Below are 18,741 nucleotides of genomic sequence, written 5' to 3' on the forward strand. Positions count from 1 at the left end.
ACATTAAATGTTTTTTAATCAATTAATATTTCTACAGTATTTTTAACATTATCTTTAATTAACTTAATCGGTACAACTTTTTGAATATCTTCTTTTTCATTATGGTTAACTTTGATTTCTGCACGGTATTTACCTTTTGGAAGCCCAGAAAGATCAAAACTATTCTTTACAAATAAATCATAAAATACTTTTACATGCTGGGTATCAGTTTTAATAAGATTATTATTTGCATCGTATAACATCACATTTACATCACCAAAAAATGGTGAGTTGCCTAATCTTTTTAAAGATGTGACAATATCAAGTTTGTCTGGACTTTTATAATATTTTGCATCAATAATTTCTATACCTGTGCTTGCATTTTCTGTTCTGTAAAGCATTGTTGTTATCTGGTTCAACACAAAGTTAATCTGTGCATTTAAATTTTGATTATTTGTATCAAGTAATGGTTGTGTTTTTTGTTTAGTAGAAGATGTTACAATTCTTACCCAATAAGTTCCGTCTTCAAGATTTTGAGGTGGCTTAATAGATAATCCTATTAATTGTTTTTGTCTTGGGTTTAAAACAAATTTTTTGGGAAAAGCTCTAACATAATTTAAAATAGAAGGATACTCTGATGTTGGCTCGTCAATATATTTCATTGTCAGATTACCAAGAGAATCAGAAACAGGAAATCCAAACTTAAATGAAATGCTAATTTCATAAGGTTCGTCGGACTCATTTTGAACAATCATATTTGCGAACTGATTTTTATTATCTAAATAAACCACATAAGGAGATATAATAATTTGAGAAAAAATTAAATTTGGTATTAGCAAAAAGAGAAAATAAAAATTTTTCATGGTTGTATTCCTATTAAATAGATTAACATTATATTCTTTCGACATTCATAATTATAGTCCCATTATATAATCCACTTGCAATAGATGTTGGGATACTTATTGTTGCCCCTATCCATATATAAATACTGGTGTTCTTTTTTAGCCTATTAAATGTTAATGGCTGGTATGGGTTAAAATTTGTTCTTCCTGTAGTTAAATCTTTATTAGACCATGCCGATTGTTGTGTGCTGAATGTAATAGGAAGATTATTAACATTATTTGTTAAATACTGAGGTAATACAAATTGAACAAGTATATTTACATTCTGCAGATTTCCTGTATTGAAATAAAACTTTGCTGCATTAATATCAATATGATTTACAGATGAAGAATAACCTTTAAATACAGTACCGAAAGATAAATCGTTGAGTTTACTGACTATTAACTGGGCTGATAATCTTTCATTCATTAAAAGATAAAGAAATATCAAAAATAAATATTTACTATGCAGTAACTTTAAGTTCATCTTTACTAATAAGAAACATTAATTACAAATACCCCTGTGTAATAACCTACTGGTTGATTAGCATTTACAGTTATAGAACCGCCTACCCATAAATAAAGTTTACCAATTCCACTTACATCTGTCAATTGATAAACTCCGCCACTTGTTACAGGAGACGGATTAACATAATTTGGATTAGTTCCTGTATGTTTAACTTCCGGAATAAAAGTCATTGTACCAGTAGTTCCTCCATTTTGTGCTACCCAGCTAAAGTTATCAAGAGTAACCGAGTTAAATGATATTGTTACACTACTATTTGGATTTCCTTGTACTTCGTGTCTACTCCCACTGTCGGGTGACTTCGTCACCTGATAAGGATTTGGCATAACTATAACATCACCAAAATCTATACTTCCAGTTGTAATTATAGTAATTGGTGTCATTACATTAGCAGTAACTGATGCATTTGCACTTCCTGACTGTGCAAAGCATAGTGATGTCAGTAATAAAAATATATGTATAGTTTTATTCATACATCTTTATTATAATTAATAAAGATGCAAATAGCAACAAAAGAACAAAATGTTGAAGACACCGCCCTTTATCTGGCAGTGTCTTCAAATTTTGGCAACCCCCTTATTTAATAGGCCACGGAAATTGTAAAAGTACCCGAATAAGAGCCGGGTTCTTGATTAGCAGCTACTGCTAAAGAACCACCAACCCATAACCATGCTTTTCCACCACTTGTAAGTGTAATCGACCCACCACTGCTAACTGCTGAAGCACCGCTATAAGTATTTGCAGTAGTATGTTCAACACTTGGTGTAAATGTCATACTACCGGAACCACTATTGTTGAGAGTAACATTAGTAAATGTAACTGTTATTGGTGTGCTATTATTACCAGTTACTTCAAATACGGCTCCATTTTCGGGGGTTTTTTGTGGTGTTTGAGGGTTGCCTGTTACAACAATGTTCCCAAAGTTCAAGTCACCACTGATATGTTGAATTGATAATGCAGCAAGAATATTGGCAGTGACCGGAACATTTGCACTTTGTGCATAGCTTGTTGCAGCTATAAAGTAGAATGGTAGTATTGCTAGTGCTATTACTAGCTTTCTCATGTTGCACCTCTCTGTGAATTTAACATTTAATTAATATCGTTTACCAATCCTCTGTGTAAATTGATAAACGATTCTGGTTAATTATCGTATTATTGTAAATAATGTTTAGAGGGCAGTTTAATTTTTTTAATACTTATGCATAATTATCCATTTGTTTATTTATAGTTCATTAAAAAATTTTAATCTTTCTTTAAGGTAGAATTAATCCTTATCTAATATGTTTCATCTGTCAATTAAAATATTCACAACAATTTGTTTAACAACAAAAGGAGTAAAATCATGAAATCAAAAATCTTCTCATCAATCCTTGCAGTATTGGTTGCTGTTGTATTTTTAAGCAGCAGTGTTTTTGCACAAACACAAGAAAAGAATGCTGAAAAAGCTAAAACTCACAAAGTAGAAACAAAAGTATCTACTACAACTCCTGCCGAACAAAAAGCAGAGAAGCCTAAACCTGTATCCGAAACCAAAAAAGAATTAAAAAAGGATACAATAAAAGCTGAAAAGACTCATAAAAAAATGCATAAGAAAACAGAGACAGCTAAACCTAAAGAAGAAAAGAAGCAATAGTTTTCTTTTCTATATAATTTTTTTAAGGGAAAATTATCTAAGGAGAGTTTATTACTCTCCTTTTTAATAAATTTAAGCCATGAGAATCTTAGTTGTAGAAGACGAAAGAAAAGTAGCTTCTTTTATTAAAAAAGGTTTAGAAGAAGAATTCTTTACTGTTGATGTTGCATATAACGGGAAAGAGGGACTGGATCTTGCCTCAACAGAAGAATATGACCTTATAATTTTAGATATAATGATTCCTTTCATAGATGGGATAACTTTAACCAAAGAATTAAGAAAAAGAAAAATTATTACACCAATTTTATTGCTTACAGTAAAAGATTCTGTAAATGATAAAGTTGAAGGTTTGGATGCAGGTGCTGATGATTATTTAACAAAACCATTTGCATTTGAAGAATTAACAGCGAGGGTTCGCGCATTATTAAGACGTGGAGAAAAGTTAACATCAAATATTCTTTCTGCAGCAGACCTTAAATTAGACTTGATTACTCATACTGTTTATAGAAATGAAAAAGAGATAATTTTAACTCCAAAAGAATTTTCTATTCTTGAATATCTTATCAGAAATAAAAACAAAATTGTATCCCGAACTAAATTAATTGAACATGTTTATGATTATCACTTCGATACCAATACAAATGTAATTGATGTTTATATCAATAAACTTCGCAACAAAATTGACCAGGGGTTCGATAAAAAGTTAATTCATACAATTCGAGGTGTGGGTTATATAATTAAAGAAGATTGAAAAAATTTATGAAGAACAGAATAAAAGCATATGTTTTATCTACACGATTTAAGATGACAATCTGGTATGCACTTCTCTTTTTGATTCTCGAAATTATCCTCGGTATAATTATTTATTATTACCTTTATACAAATTCAATCAAAAGACTTGACCTTTCTCTTTCAGCACAAGCTAATGCTATTCTACATATCCTAAAATCAAAACATATTGACCTTGAAACATTTCAACCAAGTGATATTTATGCAAGCGAAGAAGATTTAATTTGGGATATAATTTATGATGTAGTAGTTTTTAATGAACGAAATACTTATATCCAAATATCTTCTGGCTCAAAAGTAATTTATCAATCTGCAAATCTTGTTAAAGTCAAGTTGGAGTTTCCTCAAATTAAGTCTTATGCGAAAACTTTTGATTTTACTGATCCAAGAATATCAAAAGATGAGATAAGAGCTATTCAAATTAATGATGGCAATTATAAAGTAATTGTTGCTTATCCAAAAGAACATATTTTTCAAACAATAAACAGCTTGACTGACATATACATAATTATAGCTCCTGCATTCTTTTTAATTTCATTACTTGGAGGAGCTCTTATTTCCCAAAGATCTTTATCAAGAATTGATAAAATCATTAAAAAAACAGAAGAAATAACCGCACATAATCTCAGCGAAATCATTCCCGGCGAAGAACATAATGATGAATTTGGAAGATTGGTTAAAAAGATGAATGAGATGATTCAAAGGATTAAAACTTCGATTGATTACATGAATCAGTTTTCTATTTCCGCAGCTCATGAATTAAAAACCCCGCTTACAATTTTAAGAGGTGAAATTGAAATAGCACTTAAATCTGAAAAATCTCCAGCTGAGTATATAGAAATACTTAAGAGCAATTATGAAGAAACTCTGCGTTTAATAAAAATTGTAGATAATTTGTTTTTTATATCGAAGAGTGAAAACAATTTAATACAGCTTAATAAGATTGAAGTAAATGTAAAAGAATTTCTAAACACCATAATAAAAAATGCATCTGTTTTAGCTAATGAAAAAAATACTGAACTTAAACTTGAAATAAATGAAGACTTTTCTGCATACTTCGACCCAGATTTGATTAAACAAGCTGTTACGAATCTTATTGATAATGCAATTAAATATGGCACAGATGGATATTCAGTAATTATATCTTCAAAAAAAATAGGTAATGATAAATTTAATATCACTGTAAAAAATTGGTGTGATGATATTTCTCAGAAAGCCATAGAAAAAATTTTTGATCGTTTCTATAGGGTTGATTCATCCCGAACAAGGAGAACGGGCGGAGTAGGTCTTGGATTATCAGTTGTTAAATCAATTGTAAATTTACATTCGGGCGAAGTTAAAGCTGAAAAATTTCCAAACTATATTGAATTTATTACAGAATTACCACTAAGATGAAATAAATTTTAAAGCAGCACTTTAAAATCTTTGTAACATCAAAATAAACGATTTTGCATTTCACTGTTTTCTCATTTCATAACTTATGACATTTCAAATTGAAGAATACGTCTTCTTATGCACTTTACAAGTTTTAAATACGTTTAGATACCTGAGTATAAGAAGGATTTTTTTATAAATAAAAATAATCTTTGGCAAATAGAATTTTTAAGAATACTAGATTTATAAAAACAAATTATTTAACCAATTATATAAAAATTCCACTTTGATAATATTACTGTCAAAATATATTTAAAAAAGTCGGCTTTAATCCCAACTTCTGTAAATTATTTCGTGTGGTTATTCTTATAGTTATTCAAATTAATTCAAAATTGTTATTGGACTAATATCATTAACAACAATTTCTTCTACTTTTACTTTTATTACTCCGCTTTTCATCATTCCAAGTGCAAGTGCAGTTCCTTTTGATAAATCTAAATCTCTTCCGTCTATATAAGGGCCTCTATCATTTATTCTAACAATTACACTTTTACCGTTTTTTAAATTTGTTATTCTAAGATATGTACCAAACGGCAGCTCCTTATGAGCAGCTGTAAGAGCCATTTGATTATAAATCTCTCCATTAGCTGTCATCTTCCCGTGAAACCCTGGACCATACCAGGATGCTTTCATTATTCCAAGCTCATTGAAATTTACGGGAACAATTTCTGGACTTGAATCTTTGCTTATTCTTACTCTATCTAAAATGCTTGTTTCTCTTGCAGTTGAATCACCAAAATTTATAACTCCAACTGTTATTACAATTATTAATACCATTAGAATTAATTTTATTACACGCAATAAATACCTCGCTTTTTGTTTAACATACCTTCAAGAATAAAGAGAAAATTCAGGTGGAAATTTTAATTTGCTATATTTTCAGATTTGATATGAACCCTGTTATGGTTCGGTTTGAATTCTTTTTATAAGTAAATCTTCTCAACAGATTAGACTTTTGAGAGATTTGCTCTAAAAGAAAATTTGGGTAATTGTGATTGAATATATTAAAAAAGAAGGTTTCACTATGTTGATTATAATTAAGAATTGAATTGAAACTTATTTTATCATCAATTAAAATTATGTGATTGTATGTGTGAATCTTTTCAATTTTTGATGTATGGTTCTCTTTGAATTGATTAAATTGATTGCTTGCTGATTTGATACCCGTAAAAATCAGTAAAGAACCAATAATACTGTATGTTACTATTTTCTTACTCATTTTGCGGCACAAATATAGAAATAATAAACCTATGATAAAAGCATGCGACAAATTTAAATAAAAGCTACTTTAATCAATTTTTATTTTAGTCTAATAGAGTTTCAATAGTTTGTTATTACATTTTTAGTAACCAATTTAAAGTGATAATCGTTTTTTATAATTTTTGATTCAATTTTGATGAGAACTCAATGAATAAAATCACTGCTGTAATTTCATCAACTAACGAAACTACAAAAAATCTTATAACTGAATTGCAAAATTCAGATTTAATCGACGAGATTTTTTTACTTGGCAAAGATGTGTCTAATAATTCTTTCCCGAATGTTCAAATAATAAATGAGAACAATGTATACCAAACCTCAACTTTAAAATTATTAAGTGATAAGATAAAATCTGAATACATTCTTTTTTTATTTAATGAGCAAAATATTTTTTTTGAAAGACTCACAGTTGAAAAATTTCTTGCTGCAGCAATTAAAAAAAATTCTAAAATTATTTATTCAGATTATTATGAAATTATAAACAATAAAAAATTAGAGCATCCATTAATTGATTATCAAATTGGTAGCATTCGTGATGATTTTGATTTTGGATACATTTTAATGATAAATACTCCATCTTTCAAAAGAGCTGTTCAATTGGCAAAAGAATACTATAACTATGCAGGTTTTTATGACTTACGATTAAAAATTACAGAAGAAGAAAAAATTAATTCTCAAGATTACTCTGTTAAAAATATTCATCACATAAAAGAATTTTTATACTCAATTGAAAAATATTCTGCTCAATTGAATTATGAAAAACAATTTACTTATGTTGACCCCAAAAATCGTTCTGTTCAAATTGAGATGGAAAATGCAGCTACGGAACATCTTAAATCAATTGGAGCATTCATAAAACCACCTTTCAAAGAGATTGCACTGAATTTAGAAAAATTCGATTATGAAGCTTCAGTAATTATTCCAGTAAAAAACAGAGCTAAAACTATTTCAACGGCTGTTGAATCTGCACTAAATCAAAAAACCAATTTTAAATTCAATATAATTGTTGTGGATAATTTCTCAACTGATGGAACAACAGAAATACTGAAAGAACTTTCAGCAAATTATGAAAATCTAATTCATATAATTCCGGAAAGAAAAGATTTGCTTATTGGAGGTTGTTGGAATTTAGCTGTTCATCATCCCAGGTGTGGAAAATTTTCCGTTCAACTTGACAGCGATGATTTATATAAAGATGAATCAACTTTACAGAAAATTGTTAACAAATTTTATGAAGAAAAATCTGCAATGGTAATTGGTTCATATTTGTTAACTGACTTCAACCTTAATGAAATTCCACCAGGAATTATAGACCACAGAGAATGGACAAATGAAAATGGTCCCAACAATGCATTAAGAATAAACGGACTTGGTGCACCAAGAGCTTTTTTTACACCTGTTTTAAGAAATATTGAAATTCCAAATGTAAGCTACGGCGAAGATTATTATCTTGGTATCACAATATCTCGTGATTATAAAATCTCAAGAATTTATGAACCAATTTATATTTGCAGAAGATGGGAAGGGAATACTGATTCTTCTTTAGGTGTTCAAAAAATTAACGAAAACAATTTTTATAAAGATTTATTACGTTCGAAAGAAATTCTTATTAGGATAAATCAAAACAGAAGCAATGATAATTGAAGAAAAAATTCCAAAGAATCAATCAAAGGAATTCTGGTCAACAAGAATTTTACAATTGTTCGAAGAACAAAAATTAAACTGGGAATTGCTTAAAAATAATTATGATAATCTAAAAAATATAAAAGTAAGAGAATTTGAATTTGATGATTCAATTACATCAATAAAATTCAAAGTCATAGTCCAATATAATCCAGTAAGAATAAAATCAACAGCAGCTGATGTCAGTTCAGAGGCAATTCTAAAGAGAAAATGTTTTTTGTGTATAGAGAATTTGCCAGAAGAACAAAATGGTATTGTTTACAACAAACACTTTGTCATTCTGCTTAATCCTTATCCAATTTTCAACAAACATTTAACAATTACAAAGAAAAAGCATACACCTCAAACAATTATAAGCCACTTTCATGATTTGCTTGATTTAACAGAAGATTTGAGTCATGATTTTACTATTATTTATAATGGACCAAAGTGTGGTGCATCAGCTCCTGACCATATGCATTTTCAAGCTATCGAAAAAAACATAATCCCGTTGGAAAAAGATAACGAATTAATTAAAAGAAATTCTATCTGCCTTGAAAATGAAAAGATAAAAATATTTTTCTTCGAAAATTACTTAAGAAAATTTATTTCGTTCGAATCTAAGAATAAAGGTGAACTGCTTTATGCATTTAAAGTGTTTTTTAATGCAATTAAAAAAATTTCCGTACCAAAAGAAGAACCCATGATTAATTTAATTTCTTCTTATCAAGATGAAAAGTGGAGATTATTTATCTTTCCAAGATTAAATCACAGACCCAAACAATATTTTCTTGAAGGAAGCAAAAAATTATTAATAAGCCCAGCAGCAGTTGACCTTGGAGGCATTTTAATTACAGTAAGAGAAGAAGATTTCAATAAAATTAATAAAGAAGATATAATTGATATTTACAAGCAGGTTACTTTTACAAAAGAATATTTTGAATATTTAAAGAAAAAATTAAGTGATGTTTATAAAAGTTAATATACTTATAAAATGGAGAACAAATTGGAAAAGAATACAGCAACATTAATCTTATCATGCAGTGACCAGAAAGGGCTTGTGGCTCGTATATCACAATTTATTTTTCAAAGAGGTGGAAATATTGTTGACCTCGATGAACATGTTGACCCTGAGGAAAAAATGTTTTTTATTAGAGTAGAATGGGATTTAAGTGAACTAAATATTTCAAGTGAACAATTTGAAAAAGAATTTCATATTCTTGCTGATGAAATAAATGCAAAATGGGAAATAAAATACAGCTATAACAAACATAGAGTTGCTATCTTCGTTTCTAAGTATGACCATTGTCTGCAAGAAATTTTATGGCGTTACAAGAATAAAGAACTTGATGCGGAAATAATTTTAATTATTTCTAACCACACAGTGCTTGAAGATATAGCAAAGAGTTATGGTATTCCGTTTTATTATTTTCCGATTACAAAAGAGAACAAAGCAGAACAGGAATTAAAAGAAATAGAATTACTTGAAGAAAATAAAATTGACACTATTGTTCTTGCAAGATACATGCAAATATTGTCTCCAATTTTTATAGAAAAGTATCCAAATAACATTATAAATATACACCATTCTTTTTTACCGGCTTTTGTTGGAGCTAATCCATACAAAAAAGCATACGAAAGAGGAGTTAAATTAATTGGAGCTACAAGTCATTATGTAACAGAAGAACTCGACGAAGGCCCTATTATTGAACAAGATGTTATACGAATTACCCATAAAGATTCTCTCAATGATTTAATTCGAAAAGGTAAAGACCTGGAAAGATTGGTCCTTGCACGAGCTCTGAATTTACATGTTAGCAATAGAGTACTTAAATACGGAAAAAAGACAATCATATTTCAATGAGAATTTTGCAATCAATATCATTTTATTTTTGATCGCTTTTTGTAATACTATTTCCCCTGCTTTTATTCTAATAAATGTGTAGTAATTTTAATTATTAATGATTCTAAAACGCGTACTGATACTTTAATATTTTTCTTAATGGTCTATATGGTTTTTGTCTGCACTTTTAATAAATCAAATATTGAACCCTGTAAAATGTCAAATTATTATTTAAATAGAATACTGCATAAAATTTATAAGTTATCAAAATTATTAGAGATAATTATTTATATTGCTTCATAATATTTTTCCTTTTAGTATTATAATTAAAAGCATTTTATTAAAGAAGCTTTAATTGAATTACAATCAATAAGTAATTTTTAGAAATGACTATAAAAGAAAAACAAGAAAAATTGATAAAAGATTTTGAACAATTTACCGAATGGGAAGACAGATATAAATATGTGATTGAACTCGGCAGAAGATTAAAGCCCATTGACGAGCAATATAAAACTGATAAATACAAGTTAGAAGGTTGCCAATCTCAGGTATGGATAAAAGCAAAATTTGAAGATGGGAAAATATTTTTTGAAGCAGACAGCGATGCTGCAATTGTTAAAGGGTTGATTGCAATTTTACTAGAGGTTTATTCTGGCCATACCCCCGAAGAAATTTTATCAAATCCACCTGATTTCCTATCAAAAATTGGAATAGATAAACATCTATCCCCAACACGCAAAAATGGGTTGGCTGCAATGATGAAGCAAATTCAAATGTATGCACTTGCTTTCAAAACTCTTGCAGCTAAGAATATCAATATAAATAATTAAATATGTTGTTCAATTAAACCAGATTCAGGACATTGATTACATTCAAACTGTAGTGTTATGTGATTTATTCCAAATTTTGATTGAAGAGACTTTTCAATATTTTTTCTTAATACATCACACTGGCTTATTGTCATATCATTAACATTAACATGAGCTTCAAGATGCACATCATTTTCTCCCACCATCCACATATGAATATGATGAATATTCTGAACTTCACTAAACTTTTCTACTTCTATTTGAATTTCTTCAATTGAAATATTCAATGGAGCTCCCTCCATTAATACATGAATTGCTTCCTGCAGTATGAAATAACTTTCACGAATTATATATAATCCAATTAAAACAGTTAATGCAGAATCTAACCAGTAAATATTCCAAAAATAAATTGCAATTCCACCTAAAATAACAGCCACAGAAGAAATAGTATCGCTGATAAGATGCATGTAGGCAGAACGAATATTTAAACTTTTTTTTGAATCTCGTCTTAAAAGAACAGCTGCTATCAAGTTAGCAATTAAACCAATCAATGCAACAATACTCATTACTTTTGCATCAATAATTTCAGGATTCAAAAATCTTTCTATAGCTTCATAAAAAAGATATACACATATCACTATTAATGCTGATGAATTTATAACTGCTGCTAAAATTTCTGCTCTTTTTAATCCGAAAGTATGTTTGAGTGAATTACTTTTAAGTTTTAGTTTAAGAGCAATATAACTGATTACAATTGAAATGCTATCAGAAAAATTGTGAAGTGCATCGGATATGAGTGATAAACTGCCGGAAATTATTCCACCTATAATTTCTGCAATTGTTATTACAAGATTTAAAAAAATTGTAAATATTAATCTCCCTTTTGTAGAAGAAAATATTTCTCCGTTAGTATGTGAATGATTATGTGCCAATTTTATTTTTTCTTAATTTGTCATTACAAAATTTAGAATAGTGAAAATGAAAAACAAATTTTATACTGACTACGATATAGAACGCATAAAAAAGAGTGAACGTTCCAATGATTACCGCACACCTTTTCAAATTGATAGAGATAGAATAATTCATTCATCGGAATTTAGAAGACTGCAAGGAAAGACTCAGGTTTTTCTGCCAGGCGAGTATGATTTTTATAGAACTCGTTTGACTCACTCAATTGAAGTTGCTCAAATTGGTAGGTCTATATGCAACTTTTTATTGTCTTCTCAAAAAGAATTTTTAAATGAGGAATATTATATCGACCCTGATTTAGTTGAAGCAATTTGTCTGGCTCACGATTTAGGTCATCCTCCATTCGGTCATGCTGGCGAACGGGTATTAAATCAATTAATGATGAAGTACGGCGGATTTGAAGGCAATGCACAAACTTTAAGACTTGTTACAGAAATTTTCTATCGTGAAAATGAACAATATCGCGGAATGAATCCAACAAGAGCTTTTATTGATGGAATACTTAAATACAAAGCTTTATTTTCTATGTTCAAAAATCCTGAAAATCATTTTATTTATGATGAACAAAAAAAGTATATTGAATTTGTATTCAACGGAAATAAAATACCTAAAGATTTATCCAAGCCTGATAAGCTTAATAATTTTCAAAGCATTGAATGTCAGATAATGGACTGGGCAGATGATACTGCTTATGCAATTAATGATATTGTGGACAGTATTTCAGGAGGATTTATTACTATTGAAAAATTATCAAAATGGCAATCGACAAATAATACCAACGACCACCAAAATTCAATAATTGAAGAAATGATAAAATGGATAAAAGATGGAAATTACAAAAGAAATTTTGGTGCACAAATTGGTGAATTTGTTCGTTCATGCAAATTAAAAGAAAGAAAAACTTTTATGGATTCACTTACAAATCGTTACAAGTATATTCTAAAAATTCCCGAAGAAATTGTTCAAAAAGCAAAATTATACAAACAAATTTCTGTCGATTTAGTTTTTCGTTCTTCTTCTCTTCATCAAATTGAATTTAAAGGCAATAATATGATTGAAAAGATATTTAAGCTTCTCGAAGAAAATTATATCAATAATGTTAATCCGATAAAATTATTGCCAGATTTTAATGATAAATTAATTCGTCAGCAAAAAAGTAAAAATGTTCGCGCACGACTTGTATGCGACTATATTTCCGGAGCTACAGATTCTTATGCAATGAGAATTTACAGAAGATTATTTGACCCGGATTACAGTTCTCTTGCTGATTTAGCTTAGTATGAACTACAATTGCACCATAAATGAGTTTATCCTCTCAGTATTCAATAAAGCTCATAATGATTGAAATTATTATATCGTTTTCGAACAATGTTGACTTAAGTAGATGCATGAGGGATATTTTTTTAATATAAATTCACAGAAAACTATAAAGTAGACAAAACATTTTCTAAACTTTCTGTTCCTTCAAAAAAAGACAGCAACTTATTCAACACTTCATCTACAATAGCATCAGGACAAGAAGCACCGCTTGTAATCGCAATTTTTACTTTTTCTTTTTGTGGAATAAAATTATCTGTTACAATTTCTTTTTTGAGATGAATATCGTAATGATAAATTCTATTGTGGGATAATATTTTTGATGCATCAGAAATGAAATATGTCTTAAACTTTTGTTCAAGCAGTTCTGCAAGATGAGATGTGTTTGAACTATTGTATCCACCAACAACAATTGCAAAATCAGCTTCTTCTTTTGTCAATGCAATTGTAGCAGTTTGATTGTCATTTGTTGCATAACATAAAGTATCCCTTGTATCAGCAAAATGTTCTTTTATATTTTCTTCTCCATATTTTTTTATCATTGTTGCTTTTAATAAATCGGCTATAGCTTGAGTTTCACCCGCAAGCATTGTAGTTTGATTTACAACTCCAATCCGAATTAAATCTTTCTCTACATTAAAATTAGCAGAATATTTCCCTTCGAAGAAAGAATAAAATTCTTGTTCGGGTATAGACCCTAAAATTACATCTGATAAAAATTTTGCTTCTTCGATATCTCTAATTATTACAGAAGGAGAATTCTGTATTGTATGTGAAAAAGTTGCTCTTGTTTCTTCATGTTTTGCCTTACCATGAATTACAATAGTATAATTCTGTTTACCAAGAACCTCAGCACGATTCCATACTTTTTCTACGAAAGGACAGGTTGTATTATAGCTTACTATATCAATACCTTTTTCTTTAAGAAGATTTTCGATTTCAATTGTAGTTCCAAAAGCAGGGATTATAACAATATCATCAGAATTAATTTCATCCCATTCAATGAAATGGTTCCCATAATTATCCATTATGAATTGAATACCACGCTTGCGCAAATCTTCATTAACATGAGGATTATGTATCATCTCACTCAAAAGAAAAATTCTTCTGTGAGGATTTTCTTCCACAATTCTATATGCAATTTCAATTGCATTTTCTACACCATAGCAAAATCCAAAATGCCGTGCAATTAAAAATTCTACAGGACCAAAATTTAGATGTGCGGGAGAAAAATCTTTTTTTAGTCTGTCTACTTTTTTTCTGATTTCTTTTAATCTTGTTATTACAGGACTTCTGTAATATTTAGGAATATCAAACTTTTTCATACGATATCAAAATATTTTAACTGATTCGACTGCTCATTACAACTTCTCTTTAATTTGTTTTTCTAACAAATCAATTTCATAAATTCGATTTTGATAATCTTCATCATTTCTGCCTGCTTCTCTGCATCTTTCTATTGTTTTCAATGCTTCCTGATAATTTTTCTTTTTAAAAAATAGTTTTGCCTTTACGAGATAGCAATTATAGTTCTTCGAGATTGTAAGGGCTTTATCAATCCATTGAAATGCTTCGTCCATAAATACTTCATTTTCAGCGGCATAGTTTGCTGCGACTACATAAATTTGCCACTGATCTTCTTTAACATTACTTAATGCATCCTTTATTTTTTTATAAACTTGTTCCGTAAGATTAACTTCTACTTTAAATGAAATCTGAATGTTTTCCCAGTTCATAAAAATATAACATGAAGAATCAGTTAATTCCGGGATAGTAAATAAAAGTCTCTCAGTAAATGGTCCTTTTTGTGGTTTCACTTTAAATCGTAAAATGTCTTCCTCAGGATAATAATTCGAACCCCATGTCAAAGCTTTGTTAATTATTACTGTCCATTCATTTTCATCAGGAATCGTATATAAAGAATAAATACCCGCAGGAATTTTATTTCCTTCAATAATTACATCACTGGTAAATTGAATTCGAGTTGATTCATTGGCGCCTGTTCGCCACACTTTATTATAAGGGACAAGACTCCCCCAGATTTTTCTTCCTTTAACTCCTGGACGTGAATATTCAATGGTGATTGTTGTGTATCCAATAATTTGTGAAACAGAAGCTTTAGGACTCAACCGCGGTAAATCAATCTGGGCAAATAATGTCATTGTAATCAATAAAAAAAATGTAAACAATAAATTTTTCTTCATTTTACACCTCGTAAATTTTCTGCTATTTGTTCTTGTTGATAAGAGCTTACAAATAAAACGATTATGAGTAATTATTAGTTCTAAAACTTTTCACTTAAAAATAATAATTAATATCTAATAAAAACTCGTTATATTTTTATAAAATATTCTCATCTTTGTGGAATAGGAAATACAGGCAAACTTTCGTGTCCTTCTTCATCAACAGATTGAACAGCAAAAAAATAATTATCTTTTGAATATGGCAGAACAACACTTGTATTTTTTACAAAAATTTTTTTCTCCCAGTATGGTTGAAATGTTTCTCTCACTAAGACATAATAGCCTGAAGGATTTTTGCCTATTGAAGGAGATGACCATCGAAGACTGGTTTTATTTGTTAACTCTCTTACATCAATAAAAACATTTTCAGGTGATGCAGGTGCTAAAGCTAAATTAGCAAGCACTGCACAATTAACAGCAGTAATTTTACGAACATATTCGAAATCGATAAATTCTGGTAAATCACCATATTGTTTGCCATTTTCAATTCTCACATTTTGATGTTGATGGTCATAATTTTCATTCATTTCACAAAATCGAACAGCTGCATAACCAAGACGATTAAATGGGGTATGGTCTCCGCCTCTTAAAAATCTATCGCTTCTAAAAATTAATTTTACATTTATCTGGTCAACATATCTTTCACCAATTTCTTTGATGTATCTTGCAAGCTGTCTTGATTTACCATCATATTCAGAACCAGTCAATTTTCTTAAACTTTCTTCTTCTTTTGATTCGTTAACAGGAATATTTTCACTAAATACACGAACATTTACATTATCATTTAAAAATGTTTCATTAGAAAAAGTATTTCCAATCATATCATTATTGAGCATAGCAATTAAATTACAGTTATTCAACATACTTAATTTATTTTCTTTTATTTTTTTTGCAAGATGTGTTGAACCTAAGAGTCCCTGTTCTTCTCCAGAAAATGCAACAAATATAATTGAAACAGGAAATTCTCTTTTAGACATAACTCTTGCTAATTCCATAACTGCAGCGACACCTGATAAATCATCATTGGCTCCTGGTGCATCAATAGTGCTGTCCATAACATTTTCTGCTCTTGAATCGAAGTGAGCACCAACAATTAAAACTCGATTATCATTTGTATCAGTTCCTTTCAAAATTGCCATTACATTCATTAAATTAACTTTTCTATCAATTCTTCTGCCATCTGGTTCAACTGTAAAATAGTCAATTTCTGTTAATAATCTCCCATTAGAATATTTTGCAAATTCATCGAATTGAGATTTAATCCACTTAGCTGCAGCACCAATGCCTACATTATCACTGCTTTGTGTGCTTAATGAATGACGAGTTTTAAATCCAACTAAAGTTCTTACATATTTTTCTAAATTTTGAGAAGAAATTTCATTTATCATTTCATAAACTTTTTGATCACGATTTTGAATTATTGTTTGAGCATTATTCAACTGGATTAAAGAAAAATAAATAATAATGACAAAAATTAATTTGATAAAAAATTTCATGATTTTATCCCCTTGAAATTTTTCAGAGTTTATTTTGTTCTGTATAAAATTTTCCCGTCAACAATTGTATATAAAACTTTAGTCGATAGAATTTCTTCATCGCTACAATTTAACAAATCGTTTGAAAGAACTACAATATCTGCAAGTTTACCAATTGAAATAGAACCAATTAGATTTTCCTGGAATGAAGCATATGCGCCATTGATTGTATATGATTTCAGTGCTTCGAGTCTCGTCATTTTTTGCTCTGGATAGAAATAAGAACCAATTGAAGTTTTTCTTGTAACTGTTGTATAAAAATTTTTTATTGGGTCTACATCTTCTACAGGTGCATCGGTTCCATTACAGATTATTGTACCGTTATCAATTAATTTTTTCCATGCATAGGCTCCTTCTCTTGCTCTTTTTTCACCTAATCTTTCGATAACAAAAGCAGCATCGGAAGTGCAGTGTATGCCTTGCATTGCAGCAATAATTCCTAATTTAGAAAATCGATTAATATCTTGAGAAGATAAATGCTGTGCATGTTCAATTCTCCAGCGCAAATCTTTTTTATCAGGAAATTTTTTAAATATCTTTTCGTATAGATTTAGAACTTCTCGATTACCCTTATCCCCAATAGCATGAATACACATTTGAAAATCATTTTTGATTGCAAGTTCACAAATTTTTTCTAAATCTTGAATTGGAGTAACATTAGAACCAAAATGATTTGGCAAATCTGAATACGGTTCGAGCAGCCAGGCTCCACGAGAACCAAGAGCTCCATCAATATATTGTTTTATTGACCGAACTGTCAGATGATTATTTCCATAGCCAGTTAATTTATAATCTTTCAATATATAATCTTGTAATTTATGAACAGGTTCATTTATCATAACATAAAGCCGAATTGGAATTTTAGATGAATCAACGAGTTGTTTGATAATTTCAATAATTTCAAAAGTCTCTCCTGCATCATGAAAAGATGTTACTCCTTTTTTTATGCATTCATCTACAGCTAATTGAATTTTTCTTTTATAATCAGAATAAATTTGTTCTGCAGTTCTTTTCTCAAGATACTCTTCATAAAATTTTGTAATTAACTGTTCAGCATTTTCTTCAAAAACACCGACTGGATTACCAAGTTTATCACGAACAATGGTTCCGCCATTTGGATTTTTTGTATTCTTGTCAACATGGGCAATCTGCATTGCTTTCGCATTAGCAAAAATTGCATGACCACTTGCATGAAATAAAATTACTGGATTATTCGGTGTTACTTCGCTCAATTTATCATGAACAGGATAACCATTTACATTGGGTTGCGGTTTAGAATTAAATTTTTCTTGATGCCAGCCTCTGCCAATTATCCATTCGCCGGGCTTAGTATTCTTTGCTGCATCTGCAATTAGTTTTATTATATCATCCCAATTTCTTGCATTTTTCAAATCAATATTTACTAATGATTCACCTAAGCCAATTAAATGAGCATGACTTTCAATAAAACCCGGCATTACAAACTTTCCATCTAAATCTATTACTTCCGTTGAATCTCCAATTAACTTTTCAACTTCTTCTGCGGAACCGACAGATAAAATTTTATTTCCTTTAATTGCGACTGCTTCTGCATACATATTTGAATCATCCATAGTTACAACATTGCCATTGAGTAAAACTAAATCTGCAGCATTATTCATATCTTTTTTCATGCATTTAATTAATAAAAACGGTAGAATGATAATTATCAGAAGCAAGATAAATTTTTTTGGTTTCATTTTTAATCTCATGTTAAATCATTTTTTGATATTGTTAAATAAAATATTAACCTGGTAACTTCTAAAATACCGAATAAAAGTCATTCTGAATAGCGAAGCGACGAAGAATTTATCCTTTTAACTAAAACTTTGAAATTCTATAT

17 protein-coding genes and 1 pseudogene are annotated in these 18,741 nt (G+C 29.3%); 8 read left to right on the forward strand and 10 right to left on the reverse strand.

What is annotated here, in order from left to right; genetic code table 11:
- Nucleotides 1-14: 14 nt before the first annotated feature.
- The 4 genes from VJY32_RS05330 to VJY32_RS05345 form a co-directional block, all read right to left on the reverse strand.
- Nucleotides 15-842, reverse strand: a complete 828-nt coding sequence (locus tag VJY32_RS05330) for a hypothetical protein (RefSeq protein ID WP_353676861.1) — start codon at nt 840-842, stop codon at nt 15-17.
- A 28-nt stretch (nt 843-870) separates the two neighbouring features.
- A complete protein-coding gene (locus tag VJY32_RS05335; RefSeq protein WP_353676862.1) occupies nt 871-1,347 on the reverse strand; it encodes a hypothetical protein in 477 nt (158 codons plus the stop codon).
- Between the two features lie 5 nt (nt 1,348-1,352).
- A complete protein-coding gene (locus tag VJY32_RS05340; RefSeq protein WP_353676863.1) occupies nt 1,353-1,859 on the reverse strand; it encodes a DUF4402 domain-containing protein in 507 nt (168 codons plus the stop codon).
- Between the two features lie 107 nt (nt 1,860-1,966).
- Entirely contained in the window at nt 1,967-2,449 is a 483-nt protein-coding gene (locus tag VJY32_RS05345; protein WP_353676864.1) for a DUF4402 domain-containing protein, read from the reverse strand.
- A 279-nt stretch (nt 2,450-2,728) separates the two neighbouring features.
- Here VJY32_RS05345 and VJY32_RS05350 point away from each other — a divergent pair, with 279 nt between their 5' ends.
- The 3 genes from VJY32_RS05350 (at nt 2,729) to VJY32_RS05360 (ending at nt 5,203) form a co-directional block, all read left to right on the forward strand.
- Nucleotides 2,729-3,019: a hypothetical protein gene (locus VJY32_RS05350; protein ID WP_353676865.1), complete on the forward strand. Its 291-nt coding sequence runs from the start codon at nt 2,729-2,731 to the stop codon at nt 3,017-3,019.
- Between the two features lie 79 nt (nt 3,020-3,098).
- Complete coding sequence (locus VJY32_RS05355) at nt 3,099-3,770, forward strand: response regulator (RefSeq protein ID WP_353676866.1); 672 nt, start codon at nt 3,099-3,101, stop codon at nt 3,768-3,770.
- A gap of 8 nt (nt 3,771-3,778) precedes the next feature.
- Nucleotides 3,779-5,203, forward strand: coding sequence for an ATP-binding protein (locus VJY32_RS05360; RefSeq protein ID WP_353676867.1), 1,425 nt, complete (start codon nt 3,779-3,781; stop codon nt 5,201-5,203).
- 360 nt (nt 5,204-5,563) lie between these two features.
- Here the strand turns inward: VJY32_RS05360 and VJY32_RS05365 are convergent.
- Nucleotides 5,564-5,869 (reverse strand): annotated as a pseudogene (locus VJY32_RS05365) (septal ring lytic transglycosylase RlpA family protein); the annotation flags it as partial.
- A 780-nt stretch (nt 5,870-6,649) separates the two neighbouring features.
- On the opposite strand from VJY32_RS05365, the gene VJY32_RS05370 reads away from it, so the two are divergent.
- From VJY32_RS05370 to VJY32_RS05385, 4 genes are all read left to right on the forward strand, one after another.
- A complete protein-coding gene (locus VJY32_RS05370; protein ID WP_353676868.1) occupies nt 6,650-8,146 on the forward strand; it encodes a glycosyltransferase family 2 protein in 1,497 nt (498 codons plus the stop codon).
- Nucleotides 8,136-9,146, forward strand: a complete 1,011-nt coding sequence (locus VJY32_RS05375; protein WP_353676869.1) for a DUF4922 domain-containing protein — start codon at nt 8,136-8,138, stop codon at nt 9,144-9,146. Before VJY32_RS05370 ends, VJY32_RS05375 begins: the two co-directional genes overlap by 11 nt.
- A gap of 12 nt (nt 9,147-9,158) precedes the next feature.
- On the forward strand, nt 9,159-10,028 hold the full coding sequence (gene purU / locus VJY32_RS05380) for a formyltetrahydrofolate deformylase (RefSeq protein ID WP_434968527.1): 870 nt from the start codon (nt 9,159-9,161) through the stop codon (nt 10,026-10,028).
- A 365-nt stretch (nt 10,029-10,393) separates the two neighbouring features.
- A complete protein-coding gene (locus tag VJY32_RS05385; protein ID WP_353676871.1) occupies nt 10,394-10,837 on the forward strand; it encodes a SufE family protein in 444 nt (147 codons plus the stop codon).
- Here the strand turns inward: VJY32_RS05385 and VJY32_RS05390 are convergent.
- On the reverse strand, nt 10,834-11,748 hold the full coding sequence (locus VJY32_RS05390) for a cation diffusion facilitator family transporter (protein WP_353676872.1): 915 nt from the start codon (nt 11,746-11,748) through the stop codon (nt 10,834-10,836). The two genes, VJY32_RS05385 and VJY32_RS05390, sit on opposite strands and share 4 nt — an antisense overlap.
- Nucleotides 11,749-11,794: 46 nt before the next feature.
- Here VJY32_RS05390 and dgt point away from each other — a divergent pair, with 46 nt between their 5' ends.
- Nucleotides 11,795-13,063, forward strand: coding sequence for a dGTP triphosphohydrolase (dgt, locus tag VJY32_RS05395; RefSeq protein WP_353676873.1), 1,269 nt, complete (start codon nt 11,795-11,797; stop codon nt 13,061-13,063).
- Between the two features lie 146 nt (nt 13,064-13,209).
- Here the strand turns inward: dgt and VJY32_RS05400 are convergent, their stop codons facing one another.
- The 4 genes from VJY32_RS05400 to VJY32_RS05415 form a co-directional block, all read right to left on the reverse strand.
- Nucleotides 13,210-14,427 carry a 4-hydroxy-3-methylbut-2-enyl diphosphate reductase gene (locus VJY32_RS05400; RefSeq protein WP_353676874.1) on the reverse strand — a complete coding sequence of 406 codons (1,218 nt, stop codon included), beginning with the start codon at nt 14,425-14,427 and terminating at the stop codon, nt 13,210-13,212.
- A gap of 36 nt (nt 14,428-14,463) precedes the next feature.
- Nucleotides 14,464-15,306, reverse strand: coding sequence for a DUF2911 domain-containing protein (locus VJY32_RS05405; RefSeq protein ID WP_353676875.1), 843 nt, complete (start codon nt 15,304-15,306; stop codon nt 14,464-14,466).
- Between the two features lie 149 nt (nt 15,307-15,455).
- The gene (locus VJY32_RS05410; protein ID WP_353676876.1) at nt 15,456-16,841 is read right to left on the reverse strand and encodes a M28 family peptidase; all 1,386 of its coding nucleotides are present in this window, start codon (nt 16,839-16,841) and stop codon (nt 15,456-15,458) included.
- Nucleotides 16,842-16,870: 29 nt separating this feature from the next.
- Nucleotides 16,871-18,598, reverse strand: coding sequence for an amidohydrolase (locus VJY32_RS05415; RefSeq protein ID WP_353676877.1), 1,728 nt, complete (start codon nt 18,596-18,598; stop codon nt 16,871-16,873).
- Between the last annotated feature and the right edge of the window lie 143 nt (nt 18,599-18,741).

Source organism: Rosettibacter primus (assembly GCF_036860675.1).
In the GTDB taxonomy this organism is placed as follows: domain Bacteria; phylum Bacteroidota; class Ignavibacteria; order Ignavibacteriales; family Melioribacteraceae; genus Rosettibacter; species Rosettibacter primus.

Coding starts and splice junctions, on each gene's coding strand:
- VJY32_RS05330 (WP_353676861.1), bottom strand. CDS start 842: ATGAAAAATTTTTATTTTCTCTTTTTGCTAATACCAAATTTAATTTTT.
- VJY32_RS05335 (WP_353676862.1), bottom strand. CDS start 1,347: ATGAACTTAAAGTTACTGCATAGTAAATATTTATTTTTGATATTTCTT.
- VJY32_RS05340 (WP_353676863.1), bottom strand. CDS start 1,859: ATGAATAAAACTATACATATATTTTTATTACTGACATCACTATGCTTT.
- VJY32_RS05345 (WP_353676864.1), bottom strand. CDS start 2,449: ATGAGAAAGCTAGTAATAGCACTAGCAATACTACCATTCTACTTTATA.
- VJY32_RS05350 (WP_353676865.1), top strand. CDS start 2,729: ATGAAATCAAAAATCTTCTCATCAATCCTTGCAGTATTGGTTGCTGTT.
- VJY32_RS05355 (WP_353676866.1), top strand. CDS start 3,099: ATGAGAATCTTAGTTGTAGAAGACGAAAGAAAAGTAGCTTCTTTTATT.
- VJY32_RS05360 (WP_353676867.1), top strand. CDS start 3,779: ATGAAGAACAGAATAAAAGCATATGTTTTATCTACACGATTTAAGATG.
- VJY32_RS05370 (WP_353676868.1), top strand. CDS start 6,650: ATGAATAAAATCACTGCTGTAATTTCATCAACTAACGAAACTACAAAA.
- VJY32_RS05375 (WP_353676869.1), top strand. CDS start 8,136: ATGATAATTGAAGAAAAAATTCCAAAGAATCAATCAAAGGAATTCTGG.
- purU (WP_434968527.1), top strand. CDS start 9,159: ATGGAGAACAAATTGGAAAAGAATACAGCAACATTAATCTTATCATGC.
- VJY32_RS05385 (WP_353676871.1), top strand. CDS start 10,394: ATGACTATAAAAGAAAAACAAGAAAAATTGATAAAAGATTTTGAACAA.
- dgt (WP_353676873.1), top strand. CDS start 11,795: ATGAAAAACAAATTTTATACTGACTACGATATAGAACGCATAAAAAAG.
- VJY32_RS05400 (WP_353676874.1), bottom strand. CDS start 14,427: ATGAAAAAGTTTGATATTCCTAAATATTACAGAAGTCCTGTAATAACA.
- VJY32_RS05405 (WP_353676875.1), bottom strand. CDS start 15,306: ATGAAGAAAAATTTATTGTTTACATTTTTTTTATTGATTACAATGACA.
- VJY32_RS05410 (WP_353676876.1), bottom strand. CDS start 16,841: ATGAAATTTTTTATCAAATTAATTTTTGTCATTATTATTTATTTTTCT.
- VJY32_RS05415 (WP_353676877.1), bottom strand. CDS start 18,598: ATGAAACCAAAAAAATTTATCTTGCTTCTGATAATTATCATTCTACCG.